Origin of the sequence: Caballeronia sp. NK8 (genome assembly GCF_018408855.1) — a bacterium.
In the GTDB taxonomy this organism is placed as follows: Bacteria; Pseudomonadota; Gammaproteobacteria; order Burkholderiales; family Burkholderiaceae; genus Caballeronia.
Map to the genome: position 1 here is coordinate 303,353 of NZ_AP024326.1, position 21,519 is coordinate 324,871.

At 59.1% G+C, this 21,519-nt stretch carries 19 protein-coding genes; all 19 read right to left on the reverse strand.

Annotated elements, in window-relative coordinates:
- Positions 1 to 818 precede the first annotated feature (818 nt).
- The 19 genes from NK8_RS34180 to NK8_RS34270 all read right to left on the reverse strand — a co-directional run bounded on the left by NK8_RS34180 (position 819) and on the right by NK8_RS34270 (position 21,517).
- Entirely contained in the window at positions 819 to 1,886 is a 1,068-nt protein-coding gene (locus NK8_RS34180; protein ID WP_213233861.1) for a phosphotransferase, read from the reverse strand.
- Positions 1,879 to 3,072 (reverse strand): acyl-CoA dehydrogenase family protein, encoded by a 1,194-nt coding sequence (locus NK8_RS34185; protein ID WP_162071086.1) that lies wholly within the window; start codon positions 3,070 to 3,072, stop codon positions 1,879 to 1,881. Before NK8_RS34185 ends, NK8_RS34180 begins: the two co-directional genes overlap by 8 nt.
- 17 nt (positions 3,073 to 3,089) lie before the next feature.
- Positions 3,090 to 3,857, reverse strand: a complete 768-nt coding sequence (locus tag NK8_RS34190; RefSeq protein WP_225936610.1) for an SDR family NAD(P)-dependent oxidoreductase — start codon at positions 3,855 to 3,857, stop codon at positions 3,090 to 3,092.
- A gap of 179 nt (positions 3,858 to 4,036) precedes the next feature.
- Positions 4,037 to 5,038, reverse strand: a complete 1,002-nt coding sequence (gene bioB / locus NK8_RS34195) for a biotin synthase BioB (RefSeq protein ID WP_162071085.1) — start codon at positions 5,036 to 5,038, stop codon at positions 4,037 to 4,039.
- Between the two features lie 4 nt (positions 5,039 to 5,042).
- A complete protein-coding gene (bioD, locus tag NK8_RS34200; protein ID WP_162071084.1) occupies positions 5,043 to 5,744 on the reverse strand; it encodes a dethiobiotin synthase in 702 nt (233 codons plus the stop codon).
- Complete coding sequence (gene bioF / locus NK8_RS34205) at positions 5,741 to 6,931, reverse strand: 8-amino-7-oxononanoate synthase (RefSeq protein ID WP_162071083.1); 1,191 nt, start codon at positions 6,929 to 6,931, stop codon at positions 5,741 to 5,743. The genes bioD and bioF overlap by 4 nt, the downstream gene beginning before the upstream one ends.
- Positions 6,928 to 8,250, reverse strand: a complete 1,323-nt coding sequence (locus NK8_RS34210; RefSeq protein WP_213233862.1) for an adenosylmethionine--8-amino-7-oxononanoate transaminase — start codon at positions 8,248 to 8,250, stop codon at positions 6,928 to 6,930. The genes bioF and NK8_RS34210 overlap by 4 nt, the downstream gene beginning before the upstream one ends.
- Before the next feature lie 104 nt (positions 8,251 to 8,354).
- Positions 8,355 to 8,987, reverse strand: coding sequence for a carbonic anhydrase (locus NK8_RS34215; RefSeq protein WP_162071081.1), 633 nt, complete (start codon positions 8,985 to 8,987; stop codon positions 8,355 to 8,357).
- Positions 8,988 to 9,161: 174 nt separating this feature from the next.
- A complete protein-coding gene (locus NK8_RS34220) occupies positions 9,162 to 10,838 on the reverse strand; it encodes a cation acetate symporter (protein WP_162071080.1) in 1,677 nt (558 codons plus the stop codon).
- Positions 10,835 to 11,197, reverse strand: coding sequence for a DUF485 domain-containing protein (locus NK8_RS34225; RefSeq protein ID WP_213233864.1), 363 nt, complete (start codon positions 11,195 to 11,197; stop codon positions 10,835 to 10,837). The genes NK8_RS34220 and NK8_RS34225 overlap by 4 nt, the downstream gene beginning before the upstream one ends.
- 295 nt (positions 11,198 to 11,492) lie before the next feature.
- Entirely contained in the window at positions 11,493 to 12,863 is a 1,371-nt protein-coding gene (accC, locus tag NK8_RS34230) for an acetyl-CoA carboxylase biotin carboxylase subunit (protein ID WP_162071078.1), read from the reverse strand.
- An 8-nt stretch (positions 12,864 to 12,871) separates the two neighbouring features.
- Positions 12,872 to 13,405, reverse strand: coding sequence for an acetyl-CoA carboxylase biotin carboxyl carrier protein (gene accB / locus NK8_RS34235; protein WP_162071077.1), 534 nt, complete (start codon positions 13,403 to 13,405; stop codon positions 12,872 to 12,874).
- Positions 13,406 to 13,435: 30 nt separating this feature from the next.
- Positions 13,436 to 14,905 carry a pyruvate carboxylase subunit B gene (locus tag NK8_RS34240; protein ID WP_213233866.1) on the reverse strand — a complete coding sequence of 490 codons (1,470 nt, stop codon included), beginning with the start codon at positions 14,903 to 14,905 and terminating at the stop codon, positions 13,436 to 13,438.
- Positions 14,906 to 15,631: 726 nt separating this feature from the next.
- Positions 15,632 to 17,083, reverse strand: a complete 1,452-nt coding sequence (locus NK8_RS34245; protein WP_213233867.1) for a coniferyl aldehyde dehydrogenase — start codon at positions 17,081 to 17,083, stop codon at positions 15,632 to 15,634.
- 102 nt (positions 17,084 to 17,185) lie between these two features.
- The gene (locus NK8_RS34250; protein ID WP_162071074.1) at positions 17,186 to 17,869 is read right to left on the reverse strand and encodes a type 1 glutamine amidotransferase domain-containing protein; all 684 of its coding nucleotides are present in this window, start codon (positions 17,867 to 17,869) and stop codon (positions 17,186 to 17,188) included.
- A 180-nt stretch (positions 17,870 to 18,049) separates the two neighbouring features.
- Positions 18,050 to 18,529, reverse strand: coding sequence for a MerR family transcriptional regulator (locus NK8_RS34255; protein ID WP_162071073.1), 480 nt, complete (start codon positions 18,527 to 18,529; stop codon positions 18,050 to 18,052).
- 81 nt (positions 18,530 to 18,610) lie between these two features.
- Complete coding sequence (locus NK8_RS34260) at positions 18,611 to 19,855, reverse strand: trans-acting enoyl reductase family protein (RefSeq protein ID WP_213233868.1); 1,245 nt, start codon at positions 19,853 to 19,855, stop codon at positions 18,611 to 18,613.
- Positions 19,856 to 19,909: 54 nt separating this feature from the next.
- The gene (locus NK8_RS34265) at positions 19,910 to 20,821 is read right to left on the reverse strand and encodes an acetoacetate decarboxylase (RefSeq protein ID WP_162071071.1); all 912 of its coding nucleotides are present in this window, start codon (positions 20,819 to 20,821) and stop codon (positions 19,910 to 19,912) included.
- Between the two features lie 246 nt (positions 20,822 to 21,067).
- Entirely contained in the window at positions 21,068 to 21,517 is a 450-nt protein-coding gene (locus NK8_RS34270) for a MerR family transcriptional regulator (RefSeq protein WP_162071070.1), read from the reverse strand.
- Positions 21,518 to 21,519 lie beyond the last annotated feature (2 nt).

Consider the following 21,519-nt stretch of genomic DNA (forward strand, 5'->3'; position numbering starts at 1 on the left):
AGGGCCAAAGGGCACTGTTACCATCAACTTGACGCCATAATGCTCTTAGAAATCACCGCAGCGGGAACGACTCCGGGTTTGCCTTGGTCGAGAGCCGCCACCTGCCGCCTGTCTCGGCTAAGAAGAGGTGGCGTCGTTTGGAGCTATTGCCGACGACTCAGCACAGACGTTGAAAGCGAGACCCACTGCTCGACGCGTCGAGTACGGCGAACCCGTCCGCAGTGTTGCGAAAAGCAGCGAAACGACGTCCAACGCTCCTTTCTAAGTGGACACTCGCAACGGATTCGGGGCAGCAATCTAACCATCGCTGCTTCGAGATTCCCTCGCGTGTGTTCCGCACTACGGCTTCACGACCTTCCAGACTGATCTTTCTTCATCAACGCAACGCAAGACCCAGTTCGTCGCCTCGACCGCTGATCCCTGTGCCGTTATCCAGGACTCGACACTCAGTTTAAGCGTGCCGTCCTGGAGGCGAACACACGTTCCGTACACCCCAATCCCGTCTGACATTTCGACGACAACCGCACTGGCTCGGTTCGCGTCGGTCGGATGAGCCTTCACAACGAAAATGCAGCCCGCATAGCGGTGCGTCGCACGGGCGAACATCAAAAGCTTCAGCGCTGCCGATTGCTCGACGCTCTCCGGCCTACGCCGCGCGAGAAAGCGGTACTCGACTGGCGACGTCGCGCATACCGAGCCGCGCGACATAAATCTCGACTTCTCGTACGACCCGGTAGTACATTCCAGAGAGTCGCCCATAAGCACACCGCGAGTTTGGTTGGCGAAATAGCCTACCCTCGGTTGAGAGAGCGATCTGCTCATTCCGAGTCGGCGCGCCGCGCCTCGGCCCAAGCGAGCTGCGCGACGCGTACGAACCGGTCGCCCATCGCCCGCGCGTCATGACTAACAGCCGTGCCCCGTACGACACGCGCCCGAATGCCATGCAGAATCGCGGCGAATCGGAACATGTTGAATACAATGTAATAGTCGAAGCCGACGAGTTGTTCACGTCCCGTGCGACGGCAATAAGTGCTGACGTAATTTGCCTCGTCCGGCAAGGCGAGCCGTGCGAGATCGAGACCGCCGAGGCCTCCGAGAATGTCCGGCGGCAAACGGTACATCATTGCGTTGTAGGCGAAGTCGGCCAAGGGGTCGCCGAGCGTGGACAGTTCCCAGTCGAGCACGGCGATCACGCGCGGCTCGGCCGGATGAAAGATCAGATTGTCGACGCGGAAATCGCCATGTGTGAGCGCAGCTTCGTCGCGCTCCGGCAGGTTCGATTTCAGCCAATCGATCACGTTGTCCATGTCCGAATTGCGGCCGGCTGCGTCGTCGCTCAGATATTGATTCGACCAGCGCTCGACCTGTCTTGCGACATAACGCCCCGGCCTGCCGAAATCGCCGAGACCCAGCGCGGCATAATCGAGTTGATGCAGATCAGCGAGAGTGGCATTCATCGCATCGAGATAGCGAAACCGGTCGGCCGCCGACAGCGACGCGAAGCTCGAATCCCAGAAGATTCGACCCTTCACCAGTTCCATCACGAAGAAGCCGCTCCCTAGCACGGCAGCATCGTCGCAGGTGCCGAATATCTTGGGCACCGGAAAACCGGCCGAACCGACGGCGGACATCACGCGTGCCTCCCGCTCGACGGCGTGCGCGCCTTTAAGTAGTTGACCAGGCGGTTTGCGGCGCAGCACGTAGTCCTGCAAGGGCGTATGCAGCCGGTAAGTGGGATTCGACTGCCCGCCCTTGAACTGCTCGACTTCGAGCGGGCCGGAAAACCCTTCGATGTTGTCACGCATCCATTCGAAAAGGGCCTGCTGATCGAAGCGATGGGCTTCGCGGACGGGAACTGTGCCCGAGAACTTGTCGGCATCAGACACGATAGCTCCCTCCGAGTGCGGCACGCTTTATCTTTTTCGCCAGCGACCATTTATGCACCTCAGTCGGGCCGTCATAGATGCGAAACGCCCGCACCTCGCGGAAAAATTGTTCCACGATCGAATCGCGCGACACACCGGATCCGCCCATGGTCTGCACGCAACGGTCGGCGACCCTGAAGAGTGCGTCCGAGACGGCGACCTTAGCCATCGAGCTTTCGGTCGTACCGAGATCGCCGCGGTCGAGCACGTCGGCGCACCAGTCGATCATCAGTGCTGCCTGCTGCAGGTCGATTGCGTTGTCGGCCAGCATGAAGCCGACGCCCTCATGGTCGATCAGCCGCTTCCCGAATGCGTGCCGCTGGCTAGCATAGTCGACGGCGAGTTCCTGAGCCCGTACCGCCAGACCGAGCCAGCGCATACAATGCGAGAGCCGCGCGGGCGAAAGGCGTATCTGAGCATATTCGAATCCTGCGTGCACTTCGCCCAGCACCGAGTCCGCCGGTACCCGCAAGCCGCGAATGGCGATCCGCGCGTGGCCGCCGGGCATAGATCCGTCGATGGTATCGAGCACCTTCACGACCTCGATAGCCGGATCTGGAAGGTCGACAAGAAACATGGTGGCGCGAGGCTTGTCGCCATCTTTCGTCAGGGCCATGACGATGCCCACCGCCGCACCCACCGCGCCGGTGATGAAGGTCTTGCTTCCATCGATGACCCATGCATCGCCATCGCGGCGCGCAGTGGTCTTGAGCATCGATGGATCGGAGCCTGCGCCCTGCTCCTCGGCCGGCTCGGTCATGAAGAAGGCAGAGCGCGCCTCGCCGGTCTGCAACTTTGTCAGAAAGCGCTCTTTCTGTGCGGTGGTAGCGACCCTGCCCAGCAGGAACATGTTGCCCTCGTCAGGCGCCATCGTATTCACTGCGACGGGACCCAACGGCGACAGGCCTGAACGTTTCAACACGGCCGCTGTTTCGACGTGCGTCAAATGTGTGCCATCGGTAAGGATGTGGGGTGTCATCACCCCTGCCGCCCGCGCGAGCGTGCGCAATTCAGTGACCAGTTCTTCCGAGGGGCCGTGAGGGCCGTTGCGGCTGTCGCACTCGAAGGGAATGACGGTTTCACGAACGAATGCTTCGACACGGTCCGCAATGTCGCGGCTGCGGTCGGTGGGAGAAGGTGTCAGCATGGCGGTTTCGGGTGAAGTTAGAGGCTGCTCGTCAGATGGCCACCATCGACGACGAGTACGGTTCCGGTCATGTAGCGGGACGCCGCGGAGGCAAGCAGGAGCATGGGACCGTCGAGATCTTCAAGTTTCCCGAGGCGTCGCTGTGGAATGCGTTTAATAAGCGCCTCACCGGCGCTGGTACGCCATAACTCCTGATTGAGCTCCGTCTCGAAGTAGCCGGGCGCGATCGCGTTGACGCGGATGCCGTGGCGTGCCCATTCGAGCGCGAGCGTTTTGGTCATCTGTATCACGCCCGCTTTCGAGACGGCGTAGGGCAGTACGTTACCGGCCTGCCGCAACGCCAGAATCGACGCGACGTTGACGATTGCGCCCATGCGCGGCTTCAACGCCGGGAAAAGATCCTTGGCGACGAAAAACATTGCTTTCAAATTGGTATCAATGACGGCGTCCCAGTCGGCCTCGCTCTGCTGCAATGCAGGCCTGTCGATCACGATGCCGGCGTTGTTCACGAGCACATCGAGTTCACCAATGGATTCCGCCAGCGCCTTTCTCGAGGCAGCATCGTTGACGTCGACTTGCACGCAAGACGCCGCGCAGCCTTCGCTACGCAGGTGCTGCACCCGTTCCTCGAGCACGCTGATCCGCCGCCCGGCCAAGATCACTTCGGCTCTGCAGCCCGCAAACAATGCGGCGAAATGCGCACCTAGCCCGCTTGATGCGCCCGTTATCAAAACACGTCTTCCTCGCAGGTCGAAGCATTGTTCAACGGTTTCCAGATCACTCACCTTTTCTCCTTGTCATCCCGACCGTCTGGCAAGATGCAGATATATCGGACAAGCGGCACTTGCGACCACGCATGAGCGTCCACAGATGCGCCGGTAATGAAAATCGAGACGCCCTTTCTCAGGCGAAGGCCCGAGACTCGTTCAAGTAGCCTCGGCAATGGCGACACGGCGCCGCTTTTCTATGCCATGTCATGCGCGACAAGGCCCAGACGGCTCAACAAGCGACGGTCCGCTTCCGCTTGCGGATTACTCGTAGTGAGCAACTGGTCGCCGTAAAAGATCGAATTCGCGCCGGCGGCAAAGCACAGCGCCTGCAGCGCTTCGTCCATCTGCTCGCGGCCGGCGGAGAGACGCACCATCGCTTTCGGCATCGTGATGCGCGCGACCGCGATCGTGCGCACGAACTCGAACGGATCGAGCGCCTCGACGCCCGTGAGCGGCGTGCCCGCGACCTGCACGAGATTGTTGATCGGCACCGATTCCGGATACGGCTCCATGTTCGCGAGTTGCGAGATCAGCCCCGCGCGCTCGCGCCGCGATTCGCCCATGCCGACGATCCCGCCGCAGCACACGTTGATGCCCGCATCGCGCACGTGTTCGAGCGTGTCGAGACGATCCTGGTACGTGCGCGTCGAGATGATCTGGCCGTAGAACTCGGGCGATGTATCGAGATTGTGGTTGTAGTAATCGAGACCGGCGTCGCGCAGTCCTTGCGCCTGATGCGCTTCCAGCATGCCGAGCGTCACGCAGGTTTCGAGGCCCATCGCCTTGACGCCGCGGATCATGTCCTTGATCGGCTCAAGATGACGATCCTTCGGATTGCGCCACGCCGCGCCCATGCAGAAGCGCGTCGCGCCGTTGGACTTGGCGGTTTCGGCGGCCTTCAGGACTTCGTCGACATCCATCAGCTTTTCGGCCTTGAGGCCGGTGTCGTGATGCACCGACTGCGGACAGTACGCGCAGTCTTCCTCGCAGCCGCCCGTCTTGATCGAGAGCAGCGTGGAAAGCTGCACCGCGTTCGGATCGAAATTTTCGCGATGCACGGTTTGCGCGCGATAGAGCAGATCGTTGAACGGCAGGTCGTACAGCGCGACGACATCGGCGACGCGCCAGCGCTGCATCGGTTGCGGCGTGGTCGTGGTGGTCGTGGAAGTGGTCTCTGCGGCGGTTTGCTGGGTCATGAGGTCAATCCTTTCGATGAAGCTGGTCTGTCAGAAGGCCGATGTCGAGCGAATCGGCGGCGCGCCGTGCGTCGTTCGGCGCGAGATGCGGAATCACGCCGATGAGCGGCGCGTCGATGCGTTGCCTGAGCGTTGCGATATTTTCGTCCGGATACAGCATGTTCGGGTCGACGCGATTCGCGACCCAGCCCGCGAGCTTCAGTCCGCGCGACGCGATGGCTTCCACGGTCAAAAGCGCGTGACTGATGCAGCCGAGCCGCATGCCGACGACGAGCACCACCGGCAGATTCAGCGCGAGCGCGAGATCGGCGGTGTCGTGCGTGTCGGTAAGCGGCACGCGAAAGCCGCCGACGCCTTCCACCACGACGATATCCGCTTTCGTCATCGCATGGCGATGCGCGTCGACGATGCGCCCGATATCCAGCGCGATGCCCTCCCGCGCGGCGGCGATGTGCGGCGCGATCGGCTCGCGCATCATGAACGGCGTGCGGATGTCGTTCGGCAGCGCGACGTTCGCGGCGGCGTCGAGCTGATCGGCGTCTTCGTTGTGCAGCACGCCGTCGCGCTCGATGGCGCCCGACGCGATCGGCTTCATCGCGGCGGCGCGCAGGCCCGCGCGCGCGAAGCCGTGCAGCAGCGCGGCGGAGACGAAGGTTTTGCCGATTTCCGTATCGGTTCCGGCGACGAATAGCGATAAAGCGGTCATAGCGTGTTCAAAGCGTGATCGAGGCGCGCGAGATCGTCTTCGCTGTGCGCGGCGGAAAGCGAAATGCGCAGGCGCGACGTGCCTTGCGGAACGGTCGGCGGACGAATCGCGGGCACCCAGAGGCCGTGCTTGTCGAGCGCGGCGGCGATTTCCAGCGTTTCGTCGTTGCCGCCGATCACGAGCGGCTGCACGGCGGTGTGTGAATCGACGGGCATCCAGCGCGTGCGTTTGAGCATCGCGCGCGTAGTTTCGATGAGCGATGCGAGATGCGCGCGTCTTCGATCGCCCTCGTCGCCGCCGATGACCTTCAAGCTCGCCGACACCGCATGCGCGACAGCCGGCGGCGACGCCGTCGTGAAGATATACGGACGCGCGCGCTGCACGAGCCATTCGACGACGGTTTCATCCGCCGCGACGAACGCGCCCGCGACGCCCGCCGCTTTGCCGAGCGTGCCGACATAGACGAGATGCGGCGAGCGCAGCGCGTAAGCGGCAAGTGCGCCGCGCCCTTGCGGACCGAGCACGCCGAAGCCGTGCGCATCGTCCACGACGAGCCACGCGCCGTACTTTTCCGCGAGCTCGACGAGACGCGCGAGCGGCGCGATATCGCCGTCCATGCTGAACACGGTGTCGGTGACGATGAGCTTCGTCGCGGCATCGTCGCGCGAGGCGTCGAGCATCGCGTCGAGCGCTTCCATGTCGGCGTGCGGATAGATCTGCGTCTGCGCGCGGGAAAGCCTCACGCCGTCGATCAGCGATGCGTGGTTCAGCGCATCGGAGAACACGATCGTGCCGCGTCCGGCCAACGCGGTCACCACCGCGAGGTTCGCCATGTAGCCGGTGCTGAAATAGAGCGCTCGCGGGTTGTCGACGAAACCGCCCGAGAACGCGGCGAGATCGTCTTCGAGTTGCGCGTGCGCGCGCGAATGGCCGCCGAGCAGATGCGATCCGCCACTGCCCGCGCCGTAGAGCGACGCGCCTTCCGCGAGCGCCGCGCGGATCGCTTCGTGCGCGGCGAGGCCGAGATAATCGTTGCTCGCGAAGCCGATGATCTCGCGGCCATCGACGGTCATGTGCGCGGAGCACGCGCTGTCGATCGTCTTGCGGCGGCGTCGCAGGCCGCGCGCGTCGATATCGGCGAGACCTTGCTTCAGCGTTTCATACAGCGCCTTCGATGTGTTCGTCATGCGGCGTCTCCGCGAAGCGTGGCGTCGAGCGTGTCGCGCGTGCGTTGCGCGAGGAGCAGGAGTTCGTCGTCGGAGAGGATGTACGGCGGCATCATGTAGACCGTCGTACCGATGGGGCGCATCAGCAGTTCGCGCTTCAATGCGTTCGCGAAGAAACGGCGCGAGAACGTCTTGTCGTCGATATCGACATCGAACGCGAAGATCGTGCCGCGCTGGCGCAGATTGCGCACGCGCTCATGTTCGAGAAGCGGCTGCAACGCTTCGTGCAGCAACGCGGACTTGCGCCGGTTTTCCGCCAGCACGTTCGCGCGTTCGAACAGATCGAGCGTCGCCAATGCGGCGCGGCACGCGAGCGGGTTGCCCGTGTACGAATGCGAATGCAGAAAGGCGCGGGTGATGTCGTCGTCGTAGAAGGCGGCGTAGATGTCGTCGCGCGTGAGGACGATCGAAAGCGGCAGATAGCCGCCGCTGATGCCCTTCGACAGGCAGATGAAATCCGGCCAGATGCCCGCCTGCTCGCACGCGAAAAAAGTGCCGGTGCGCCCGCAGCCGACCGCGATTTCATCGGCGATCAGATGCACGCCGAATTCGTCGCACAACGCGCGCAATTGCGTGAGATACGACGCGTCGTACATCGCCATGCCGGCCGCGCATTGCACGAGCGGCTCGACGATGACCGCCGCGAGTGTCGACGCACGTTGCGCGAAAAGCGCGCGCATCGCAGCGATGGCTTCGTCGACGCCGACAGCCGCCGGCGACGCGACCACATGCGCATGACGAATCAGCGGATCGTAAGCGTCCTTGAAAATGGCGACGTCGGTCACGCCGAGCGCGCCGATCGTTTCGCCGTGATAGCTGTTCGCGAGGCACGCGAACTCGCGCTTCTCGCTCTGCCCGCTATTGCGCCAGAAGTGAAAGCTCATCTTCAGCGCGATCTCGACCGCCGACGCGCCATCCGATGCGAAAAACGCATGGCCTAGCGTGCCGCCGGTGAGCGCGGAAAGACGCTCGGCCAGTTCGACCGCCGGGGCGTGCGTGCAGCCCGCGAGCATCGCGTGTTCGAGCGTGTCGAGCTGATCCTTCAGCGCGCGGTTGATGTCGTCGTTCGCGTGGCCGAAGAGGTTCACCCACCACGAGCTGATCGCATCGAGATAGCGGTTGCCCTGCGGATCGTAGAGCCACGCGCCCTTGCCGCGCGCGATCGGCACGAGCGGCACACGCTCGTGATGTTTCATCTGGGTGCACGGGTGCCACACGGCGGAAAGCGAGCGGGCAACCCAGAGATCGTTTTCGGTGGTATCTAAACCTTGAACGTGCATGATGCACCGCTTCCTGTTGTGTGCCCTTAGTACGCTTTCCGTAGAGAGCAACGGCCGAGCGTCCCAACAATAGATAAATACTTCTACGGGAAACGCTTAACGCTCTAATAATTCACTACATCGGTTGCTTCGAGAGGCTTAAACGAATGTCCGGTTTTATCGAAAACGGTAACCGATCCTGACTCAATGTCGTAGACCCATCCATGCAGATCAAGGCGACCTTGTGCGATTGCCAACGCCACTGACGGATGAGTGCGCAAATTGTTGATCTGGCAGATCACGTTCTCCTTAATCATCGATTCAAGGCGCTCGCTGCGAGACCGATGCGGCCTGGCATCGTTGATCAGCTTCGCAGAGTCGGCATACCGCAACCAGCTTCTTACAGCCGGCAAATCCGCCATACAGTCGCAATTCGCGATCGCCTTCATCGCTCCGCAATCGGAGTGGCCACACACCACGATGTCCCGCACACCCAACACCGACACTGCATACTCCACAGTAGCGGTGACCCCGCCGGGCTCAGGGCCAAAAGAAGGAATGATATTTCCTGCATTCCGAATAACGAAGAGTTCGCCTGGTTCACGTTGAGTGATCAGCTCCGGGACCATTCGGCTGTCTGAGCACGCGATGAACAAAGTGCGGGGCTGCTGATTCGCGGCCAATTTCCGGAAGAGGTCTCTCCTCTCTGGAAAAATGTCACGCCGAAACTTGAAAAATCCATCGATGATTTCTTGCACTCTCAACTCCGAATCGATTCAACGCCGGAATAGGTTGCCGTTCCAATCAAGAGCATCTTTACCGATGCCGCCCTCAACTCACAACTTGAGTGTCGTGCGAGGCACAGGCACCCGGTTGGACAAGTGCCGTTCAGGCGCGCTCGGATGAAGAGCGCAACCTAGCGCCAAGGATTGTCAGTGTGAAGCGGGCGAGCTTGCACCGATTCCTGTCTGGCTCCGCACATATAGATCGGCAAACCGGGCGCGCTCAGATAACGCTGATTCGCTTCGATCCAACCACGACACGGCGATCGCGACCGCGAACGCGAGAGGCATGGAGAAAAGGGCGGGCTGGGAATAAGGGAAAATTGCTTGCGCGTGACCCAAGACATCTACCCATACCGACTTCGAGATGAAGACCAACAGGACAGCCGATACGAGGCCAGTGTACCCCCCCGCTAGCGCGCCCTTCGTCGTAAAGTTCTTCCAAAACATTGACAGAAAGAGCACAGGAAAATTTGCTGAGGCAGCCACACCGAATGCAAGGGCCACCATGAACGCCACATTGACCTTCTGAAACGCCATCCCGAGAAAAATCGCAACGATCCCAATTGCGAGCGACGCGAATTTTGTAAGACGCAATTCGCCTTTCTCATCCGCGGCCCCTCGCCGGATCACATGCGAGTAAAGATCGTATGCAATTGCGGAGGCACCAGCAAGGGCCAATCCCGACACTACGGCAAGAATCGTAGCAAAGGTCACCGCTGCGAGGAAACCAAACATCAAGTCGCCTCCGACCGCATGGGCCAGATGCATCGCCACCATGTTTCCCCCGCCCAGCAATTTCCCGTGAATGTCGCCCCCCTCGAAGAACCGGGGGTCCCTACTGACGATAACGATAGACGCCAGCCCCAAGATCAGAATGACATTAAAGAAATACGCGATAAAACTACTTGCGTAAAGCACGGACTTTCGCGCTTCTTTCGCGTCCTTGACAGTGAAGAATCGCATCAGGATGTGAGGCATACCAGCTGTACCGAAGATTAGGCCCAGACTGAGCGAAATCGCTGCGACGGGATCCGCCAGAAGCTTGCCAGGCATCATTAGTGCCGCACCTCGCTTGTGAATCTCCATCGCACGGGACAGGAGCGTCTCGAAACTGAAGTGAAAATCTGAGAACGCAAGGACAGCGACGATCGAGCCACCAACCAACAACAGAAACGCTTTCGTAATTTGCACCCACGTGGTCGCCACCATACCGCCGAAAGTAACGTAGGCCATCATCAATACACCGACAATTACCAGCGCCCAGCTGTAGTCAAGGCCGAACAAGAGCTTGATTAATTGACCCGCGCCGACCATCTGTGCGATCAAATAAAAGCAGACCACAACGAGCGAACTAATTGCCGACATTGCACGGAGGGGCCGCTGCGAAAGTCGATAGGAAGTAATATCAGCAAATGTGAACTTTCCAAGATTTCTCAGGCGATCAGTCATTAACAGCAGAAGCACCGGCCACCCAGCAAAAAACGCTATCAGATAAATATATCCGTCCACGCCATCCGTATAAATAAGTGCAGTGATGCCGAGGAGCGTTGAAGCAGACATGTAGTCACCAGCCAGAGCAAGGCCGTTCTGAAAACCCGTGATGCCGCCACCCGCACTGTAGAAGTCGGAGGTCGACCTCGTTCTTTTTGCTGCCCAAAAGGTGATCCCGAGCGTAAACAAAACAAAACAGAAGAACAAAGCTATCGCTTGAATGTTCAGCGGTTGGCGGGTAGTCGCTTGTATTGCATCGCCGGCCCACGCAGCCTTAGACACCACTACCAACAGAAGCGAGCTGGCCCCACATCGCGTCGTCCGTGCCATCATCTCGTCCCTTTTCCTTGTGTCAGAATACTGCTCAGAAGTGCGTCGAATTTTCCGTTTGCGAACGATACGTAGATCGCCGAGATTGCAAGAAAGACGATGAAAAGAACGAGTTCGGCAGCAACACCAACAGTCACGCCAGCACCATCGTATAGCGGCATTGCCACCATCGATGGATACCAGCAAACCATCGCCAAAAAAGCGAAATATCCTGCGAAGATCACGAGCAGTAGAAATGACACGAGACGATTTCGGCTCGTAACGAGCCTAGTAAATTTCGGATCGGAATGGATGTCGCGGAACCGCCGTGCGAACTCGGCAGCAGTCCCGCTGTTTTCTACGTCTGAATGAATATCACGCACAAATGTCTCCTCCCTATCACGGTTAAGTCCGCCACTTCGGTGCTCGCGATAACCGCATCGAAAGACGGGTTCATGCCGCACGCTTAAATCTGGATTCCGGCGCCGCGCTTTCTCGGACAGCCGTTTAAGCTTCAATGTATGCCTTACGCCTCCTTCATCCCGCACCGATGCGAGAGCGAATATCGAGCGTTCTTCGATCGCCCGAGCGGGCCGCGCCTTTCGTTTCTCGTTCGTTATGCGAATGGATTACATCTATTGCACCAAGTCGGACAACATCGATCGAGCGAGGTCATCTTCAACCTTTATTCGATTTAGCTGGCAAGTAGGTATCCTGAATGTACCGAGTATGAATTTTCGCCTCAGCAAAGTCCTTGCTGCCAATCAGGTCAAGGTGGAAGTCTCGAGTCGTATGAACGCCATCGATTTCCAGTTCATGCAATGCGCGCTTCATTCTCGAGATGGCTTCTTCTCGCGTCTCGCCCCAACAGATGATCTTTCCGAGGAGGGAGTCGTAATAAGGTGGCACTACATATCCTGAGAACAGATGGCTGTCCATCCTAACGCCGATTCCGCCTGGCGGTGAATAGCGCTGGACCCGTCCCGGCTTGGGCTGGAAATCCTGCGCGGGATCCTCCGCATTGATACGACATTCGATTGCGTGACCATTCAAACGAACCTCCGACTGCAGCACTTCGATTTCCTCACCGGAGGCGATACGAATCTGCGCCTTCACGAGATCGATGCCCGAAACCATTTCGGTAACCGGATGCTCGACCTGTATCCGCGTATTCATCTCCATGAAATAGAAGCTTTCTGATGCTGGATCCAAAATGCACTCGATTGTCCCGGCGCTCCGATAGTGGACGTGCTTGCAGAGGCGAACGGCTGCCTCCCCGATCCTCGCCCGCAGGGTGGCGGAGAGGACAGGAGATGGACTTTCCTCGATGAGTTTCTGGTTCCGACGTTGAGTCGAACAATCCCGCTCACCGAGATGCAGGACATTCTTTCCATCACCGAGCACCTGAATTTCGATATGTCGGATATCGGTTAAGAACTTCTCCAAGTACATCGCCCCGTTTCCGAACGCAATGGTAGCTTCGCGTGATGCCTCAAGAAACGCCTTTTCGATGCTTGAGCGATCTTGAACCACCCGCATTCCCCGACCGCCGCCGCCGGCGGATGCTTTCAGTAAAATGGGGTAACCGATGGTCTCGGCGATTTCCGCAGCCGCTGCGGCGTCGGTAACTACGCCCTTGGAGCCAGGCGTCGTTGGTACTCCAGCCTCCTCGGCGAGCTTACGTGCCATTGCCTTATCGCCCATCGAACGAATGGAGGCGCCTGTCGGCCCGACGAAAATGAAGCCTTCCGCTTCGACGAGGTCCGCAAAGTCGGCATTCTCCGAAAGGAATCCGTAGCCCGGGTGGATCGCATCGACGTTGAGGGCTGAGGCGGCGGCCAGGATACGCCGCGGTTGCAGATAGCTGTCCTGAGGCTTCGGACCGCCGATGCACACGGCGCGATCAGCCATCTTCGCGGCCAGGGAGTTCCTATCTGCTTCCGAGAAAACCTGAACCGTTTCAATACCCAATTCGCGGCACGCTCGAATGATGCGGACAGCGATCTCGCCACGGTTGGCAACGAGGAGGCGCTTAATCTTGATACCCATGTTCTCCCCTATCGGCTTGCCGGATCGATCACAATCAGCGGTTGGCCGTACTCAACTGTTTCACCATCCGATACCAAAATCTTTTTGACAACGCCTCCGGATTCGGCAGCGAGTGCGTTCATCAATTTCATCACCTCGATGATGCAAACCGTGTCTTGAGCGGCGATCGTATCTCCGACGGACACAAACGGTTCCGCGCCGGGTTCCGGGGCGCAATAGAACGTGCCGACCATCGGCGCGCGAACTGTGACGAAATGTTCAGGCCACCCCTCCTGAACGACCGGTTTCGATCCCGCAGGCACCTCGACATTCCGCACGGAATCGCTCCGGACGCTTTCCGGCAGGTCTGCCGGCTTTGCAGACGAATCCGGCTTCGAGATCGATGTTTGTATTTGAGTTGAAATGTCCGCTGGGCGTGAGTTCTTGCTCAGTGAAATTTCAATGTCGTCATACCGGAGGCGAAACTCGCTGAATTTGTCTGCCTCCTCGACTAGCTTAATGATCTCTCGGACGTCTTCGTACGTAAGCTGCTTGATGCTCATGAAAAACTCCCAGTTAAACAGTCTCGGCTCTCAATTGCCGGAGATATCCAGTTGAAACTCACCGCGAGAAATATGGACACGGCCGATTTTGGGGCGCTGCGAGAGGTTTTTGAGCAACGCCACGATGGAGTGATCGTGCTGGTATTCACGAGTCATATCGCCCTTCTCGCGAAGCATTTCGTCTACCTGGGAGCCAGCGAACATGTACCGCAAGAGTCTCTCGTCATCCGACGCGTTCGGATATTTTTTGCGTAGCGCAGCCACGGCCGGTTCGGGCGGAGTAGGCTTCAGCGCGATCTGTTTAGACCCGTTCTCCACAATGCGATCGAGCATGTCGGGTGCGACAGGGGCGAGAAGCTTGCCGTAGTAACCCAGCGCGTACTTCTTGATTTCATTCGGCACAACGCGATATCTCTCGCCATGGACGACATTCAGCACAGCCTGCGTGCCGACCAATTGGGCGAACGGCGTGATCATGATTGGATAGCCGAGTTCCTCGCGAACTCTCGCCACCTCTTCAAGCAGTTGATCGTATCGATCAGAAAGACCCGCGTCGGCCAACTGTGACTTGAAGTTACTTAACATGCCACCCGGCATCTGGTGCTGGTAGTGAAACACATCGTATTCCAGCACCTCTCCAACAGGCTTGCCCTCTGCCTCGGCGATACGTTGGAAATGTTCCCCGACCATGTCGACCGTCAGGTCGTCGAGTGGGACGTCATATCCCATCAGGCGCAGATTCCTTGCGGTGCTTTGCGTCGCGGGTTGAGCCGCTCCGTTTGCCATCGGTGCGATCGAAGTATGAAGAAGATCCGCACCACATTTAACGGCCTCGAGGTAGACGAGAGGAGCCAAGCCGGTCAAGCAATGGCTGTGGATCTCGAGCGGCAAATTGCCGATGACCTGCTTGATTGCAGGCACGAGCGTACGGATACGATCTACGGTCAAAAGACCGGCCGCGTCCTTAAGCATGATTCCGTCGACTGATTTGCTTTTTACCAACTCCCGAGCGGTTCTGACATACAGCTCGTCGGTATGAACCGGGCTAAGCGAATAAGACAGGGCGGCAAACGTCTCCACACCGAGTCGTCTAGCGACCCTTGTCGTTGCCAAGATGTTTTCCACATCGTTGAGCCCATCAAACGAGCCGACGATACGAAAGCCGTTTGCTACCGCGCGCTCGACCCAGAGCTCGAGGATGTCATCCGGCAGCATGTCGAATGTCATCAAGTTCTTGCTTCGCACGAGAAACCGAAGTGGCGTTTTCTGTACCTTACTACGCATTAGCCGCACACGCTCCCAAGGATCCTCCTTGAGGTAGCGAACACAGACGTCGAATTGAATTGGTGCTACGAGGTCAATCTGTGCGAACCCTGCGTTGTCCATAGCTTCCGCAACGGGAAGCATATGTGCCGTTCTCATCCGTGTCGCCCAGAGACACTGATGAGCATCGCGCAGTGTTGTGTCGACGATGCCGATCTTCTTACCCTGCCTGTCCATTCTACCTCCGATCAGTTTCACTTACTGCATAGTAACAGGACGTCTGAAAAAAGACTCGATGGTGTTTTCCCTATGAGATTCGTCCGTTGTAAGCGCTGGTGTAGTGGGAAGTAACGAGGTCTAAGCGCTAATTTAAGGTTCTGAGATGGTCGGCGAGTCTCATCGAACAGGAGGCGGATTTCAATGGCCGCTTGGTATTTACTATAGTGTATATAGCCGAACCAGACTTACGCGGATCCACCGCTCTCACCTAATGCGTCTGAAGGCCGGCAGCGGGCTTGGCACTCGCCGCTCTCCCGTCGAACTGGCTCATTGATGCCAGACATGCCGTTCCGTCAACGTCGTGGGAGGCCGATCCAAGGGTTCCAATCTGAAGCGGGCGCCGTACCCGGAAGGCGAGTGCCCCGTTTCGTCAGCATTGGATGCCGAATTCCGCGCAAGGCTGCGCGGTGCTGCTGAGCGGTAGGTTGGAATGGACACGTGCCGTCGTCCCACTTGAGCGGCAAGTAACTCGTCTAGCCTGACTCTCATGCTCTCACGGGGCGACGGCACGACCTCAAGCCGGAATACACAACCCGAGAACGCAGGTCAGCGCTGAAGACCGCACGGCACGGGGCTCAAGAAGGAAAGCATTGACGGCTTGATCCTACTGTTGGAATCGATTCGCTATGCTATTCCCACCTGCGATTGTCCATATCGAGAGCCGTCAGAGTTTCGGTACTGCGTTCAATGAGGGGGTGGTCGCTTCGCCCGTCGAAGAACCACCGCCAAAGCAAGATCTACAAGCTTTCCGAACGGCGCACGCAGCAGGGTTGGAAAATTCCACCGGCCCTGAACAAAGACCCCTTTGGCGTGGCTCATCGCGCGAAAGCCCTCGATGCCATGATAGGCCCCCATCCCACTTGGCCCAACTCCGCCGAAAGGCAGTTCATCCTGGGCCACGTGCAGGAGCGTGTTGTTGATGCCGGTGTTGCCAGAGGTCGTCCGCTTGAGCAGCGTCTCACACGCCTGGTCCTCGTTGCCAAAATAGTAGAGAACGAGTGGACGCGGGCGGGCGTTCACGTAGTCGATGACCTCGTTCATGCTTTGATAAGTGCGTACCGGCAAGATCGGGCCGAAAATCTCCTCCTGCATGATGGCGCTTGCATCGCTGGCCCCGATAACCAACGTCGGTGCAAGTGTGCGCACTCGCGCTGTGGCACTCTCCGGCCTGACGCCCGCTTCGACCAATCGTGCACCTTGGCGCCTGGCATCTGCGACGAGGCCGACAAGGCGCTCGTAATGTCTGTCGCTGACGATCGAGGTGTAGTCTTTGCTAGTGGGCCCCTCCGGATAGCATCGGGCCACCGTTGCATTGAACTGCGTGACGAAGGTCTCAAGGTCGTCTTCGTGGACGAGCGCATAGTCAGGCGCGACGCAGGTCTGACCGCTGTTCGAGAGCTTGCCGAAGACGATGCTGCCCATGGTTCGCTCGTCGACGTGGCCGCGTGCAACGATGGCCGGGCTCTTGCCACCCAGCTCGAGCGTAACCGGCACCAGATTGTCGCTGGCCGCCTTCATGACCTTGCGGCCGACCTGCGTGCTGCCCGTAAACACCAGATGGTCGAACGGCAAGCTGCTGAACGCAGCGCCGACTTCCGGCCCGCCCAGCACGACGGCCACTTCGTCCGCTGAGAAGATTTCAGCGAGCATCCGCCGGATGACCTCGCTGGTGCGCGGCGTCAGCTCCGATGGCTTGAGCATCACGCGGTTGCCGGCCGCGAGCGCTGTCGCAAGGGGAATGAACGTCAATGAAAACGGGTAGTTCCACGGCGCCATCACCCCGACCACGCCCTTCGGCTGGTATTCGACCCACGCCCGGCCGGACTGGTAGAAGATCTCGACGTGCCGCCGTTCGCGCTTCATGAACCGGCGCAGATTTTGCGTCAAGTAGTCGATCGACTGGACCACGCCGACCAGTTCCATGATGTCCGTCTCGTGATATGAGCGATGCCCGAAATCGGCGCTAATCGCCTCTTTCACCTCGCTGCGATACCTAAGGACTACCGCGCGCAGCCGGGCGAGCCGCGCCTTGCGCTGAGCGAGATCTGGCGGCCCCTCTTTGAGGAAGGCGCTGCGCTGAACTCCTAGCAAATCGGCCGCGTCGATGCCGTGAATGGGCTCTGCGGGGATGGTCATCGTGTACCTCACGGAGAGCATCTAAACGTAAATGCCGTCAATTTGATCATCGTGGATGGCAGGCTGTGCAATGGATATGTAGCGTCGGCCGCTTGCCGGCCGTCATAACAATGCCGCAACTTGCTCCGCTGTTGCCCTGGCGGACTGCGGGTTCTGACCGGTCACTAGCCGCCCATCTGTGACGACCTTCGAGACGAACGGCAGCAGGGCCTTTTCGTAGAGCGCGCCGCGCCGCATCATCTCCTCCTCGGCGTTGTAGGGGACTTTGCTTGCGACGCCTGCGAGCACTTCCTCCACCCATGAGTAGCCGGTGATTCGCCGCTCGGCCACGAGAAGCTTGCCGTCGGAGAGCTTCACGTTGAGCAAGCCGCAGTAGCCGTGGCAGACGGACGAGACTACGCCGCCGCGCTCGTAGATCTCCCGTGTGACCCGATGCAAGTTCGCATCATCGGGAAAGTCCCACATGACGGCGTGTCCGCCGGTGAAATAGATCGCATCAAACACCGCCGGATTGATCTGGTCGGGGCGCGCAGTCGTCGCCAGAAGCGTCTGGCGATCCTTATCGTTCAGCCACTCCTTCACCGAAGCATCGGCTAGCGGCCATTTGAGCGAGCGAGGCTCCAGGGGCGAGACGCCGCCCTTCGGGCTCACGAGACGTTGATCGTAGCCTTTTTCAGCGAAGACATGCCAGGCATGGGTCAGCTCGGATAGCCAGAGGCCAGTCGGCTCAGCCCGGTCCGCATAGTTGGCGACGTTGCTGACAACGTGAAGTACGCGCTTGGTCAAGTTGTATTTCCCTTTCAATCTGCCACCGGAAGCTGCAGAGGAAACCATATCGTTAAAGTAAAGCTGAATGTCAAGGCGTTTCGAGATTTGGATCGGTTGATGAAGAGTCTCTGGCCAGCGGCGCATCCAGTAGGGTCGAGAGGGCATCTACGATGGCATGATCGCCTATCGCCTGCACCGCTAACGGACTTTGACCGACCGGCGCCGGCTCGTCCTGTGACGTTTCGTGGTGTCGTCCGTGGCTGTCGCGCGTTTCAATTCCCCCGACTGCATCCGGGACAACAGCCTCTTTGCGTTGGTAGCGCAGTCGATTTCCTCAGGCTTCGCCTCGATTTCGTCCAGAAGCGTAACGAGGTGTTGCTTGCTTTTCGCGAGCCGTACCTCCATCGCCTCAATGTCCCGCACCTTGCTACGCAGCGCTTCGACCAGCGTGCCGTGCTTCCATTGCGTCAAATCGGGCGGTAGCAACATGCGAATCTCGTCGAGACTGAAGCCGGCCTGTTGCGCCGCCCCGATCAGGTCGAGCATGAGCACCGCCTCGGGCGGATAAATCCGGTAGCCGTTCGACTGGCGTTGAACCTCTAACAGCCCTATGCCCTCATAGAAGCGAATGCGCGACGCAGCAATGCCCGTGCGTGCTGCCAATTCACCGATCTTCACGATTTGGATACTCCTTACCCTCACCGAAGCTGGCCTTCAATTGCATTTCCACGCCGAGTCGAGTCCCAACTACATGGGGTATCAGATCCGCTCGAAAAGTAAGCCTGCATGGCGCCTCAGACGCTCGATGAAGCGCTCGTCGAATACCGTGGCCGGTGTCCAGAAGCCGCCCGCACGCCCAACCTTGGCGCCGTCCTTGACGAGGTCCCTCGCAAGACTGATGGCCGCCTGACCCAGCATCTTGCCGGTTGAGCCATAGCCCGGATCGCGATCCCCAGTCACTTTGATGCGCAACGCCTGGCCGTCATCCGTGCGCCCGAAAAACCGTAAGTCGTAACGGCCTGCCAACTGTGCCTCAGGGCTTGGGCCTTCGCCGGGTTGCGGCAGGAGGAAGCGTTGCATCATGCTGCGAACCGGGCCGGTGACGATGGCCGCCATGAACGCTCCCAGCCCGGCCACGGTGACCAGCGCACTCAGGCGACCCTTCAGGCCTGTGCCGGTCAATATGGCTTCGTCATAGGTAAACCGGCCGCCATAGGCGTTGCCAGAGAGGGCATTGGAGCGATGCACCACACGCTCGTTGATGGCCGCCATCACGAAGGGGGCGACCCATGACCCGAAAGCGGAATCAAACTCCGCGGACTTGACATTGTGTTGGCGCGTCTGAAAACCATGTCCTTTGGGGCAGAGCGCGTAGGGATTGGCGAGTTCCTTTCGTAAGGACGGGTTGGCAGCCGCCTCCTTGACGACGTTGATCAGACTGGCGACTGTGCCGCCTGATGCCCCGCCCTTGAGTGTCTTGACCCGCATCTTGACTTGGGTTGCCGGTGCACCGAATTCTTGCATTGCTTGTCGCTGCAGGAACCAGACCCCCATGTCGGAGGGCACCGAATCGAAGCCACAGCAATGCACGATGCGTGCCCCCGACTCTTGAGCCCTGGACTCATATTTTTCGATCATTCGTTTGATCCACTGGGTCTCGCCAGTGAGATCGCAGTAGTCAATGCCGCTTTCTACGCAAACCTTGATCAGCAGTTCACCATAATGCGCATATGGGCCGACGGTCGATACGATCACCCGGGTCTGCGCGCACATAGCGCGCAACTGGCTCTCATTCGCGGCGTCCGCCACAATGATGGGCAGAGACTGCCCCACCCCGCCCAGCGAGCGCTTGACATCGTTGAGCCTCGCTGCGGATCGGCCCGCGATGGCCCAACTAAGCGTTTCGACCTGGCCCGAGAAGTATTCGGCAAGATATCGCGCCAAGATGTGGCCTACAAAGCTGGTGGCTCCAAATACGACCACGTCATAGTCTGGAGTGCTCATGGATGCTTCCTTGCGGGGCTGCTTCTCGAGGAGCTAGAATTCATACGATTACGTTCAATTTCCTGGACAATCGAACGTCTTCAACGGTGTTGGCAGATTCAACACCATTTGCGCGTCCTTGACCACGTCCAGACGAAGGATTCTCGAGGCACCCAAACCCTTCAGCAACTGGGTCAAGGGGCCGCCGCTTCGCAATAGCTGTATGTCCCGCGGAAGAAGTCGTTGAGCGAACGACAACATGTTGGTCTGGACCGCCGTCTGATGCCATTGCCCATCAATCATGTTGATCGTAGTCGTCATTGCCATATGCGACTGAGGCACGACATTGCGCAAGGCCGGAAGCGGCGCGCTCAGGGTAAGGTCTGGCGTGCCGCCCGGGCCGGCTATTTGAGCCCGTACGTCGGCGTCGATGTTCACTTCGATTGCGGTGCGCCACTTGGGCAACTGGTACCCGTACAGGCCGCGTACGCGTGCGATTTCCGTGGTAACGGGCAATGCCAACACGTGCGCGAAGAAATTTCGTCGTCGCATGGAGTTGAGTAGCTCCAGCATATGGGGTCCATGCGCGCCGGGACGACGGATCACGATCGCGATGGAAACTTCGTCGTACGGGTCGTTATCGCAAACGGCATACGAAAAGAAAGTCAGCGCTAAGAGCCCGTAGCCTGGGAACGCACGCAGTGGCTCGAGGGGCGTCGGTAGCATCGACCTAAGCCGGGGCATAGGTGCGAGGAACAGCACCTGGATACTGCTTGCGCGATAGTAGAAATTGGGGGCCCAGGTCGGACCCACACGCGAAGCAACCAGTTGCTTTGGAATCCGCCGGAAAAAATCGATGTTCCCCGCGGCAGGGTCCCGGGCGACCTCATCAAGGTCGGGGTTCATTCGGAAGCGGTCATAATATCCCCCTGCGGGCACTTCGACCTGCTGCGGCCCGAATTCGACCAGTGTATGTCGCCTATCCATTCGTTGACCTTTCTCAATGAGTAACCTGGCATCTTGTGCCCGAGACATTCCGCCAAAGCGCCCGGCAGCCATCACTTTAAGGTTGAACTCAACTTGAAGGTCAAGCGTCTAGATATGCATATCGCAGCGCGTGCTCGGCCCTTCCTCTAGGCGGTGCTGGCGAAGCAAGTGCTGAAGGCATCTGCGCGAAGTAAGCGCCTTAAGAAATTTACAAACTATTTTGGAACAGTTTTCCGCTACGGGCCGTCATTTTGCGGTGGAAGGACGAGACTTGCCCGGCGCTGGTACAACGCCGTCTTCGCGCAGGCGCTCTAACACCCATTTCTTCCTGTCAGAACACGTCAAATCCAGTGGCCGATTTTCTATGCTCTTTATCGCCGCGAGCAGATGCGCCCTATTTTCTTTGAGGCGCTTTTGCATGTCCTCGATCTCTGCAACCTTCCGCCTCAGGGCTTCGAGCAATTCATCATGTTGCCAGTTGCCCGAGCCGTTCGGCAGCAGATGGCGGATCTGATCGAGCGAAAATCCCGCACCCTGCGCGCTAGCGATGATTTCCAGCATCGACACCGTCTCAGGAGGGTAATCGCGATAACCATTCGCCTTGCGCTCGACCGCGGAGATCAATCCGGCGCTCTCGTAAAAGCGGATGCGCGAGGCCGTCAACCCGCTGAGCTTTGCCAGTTCTCCAATCCTCATAC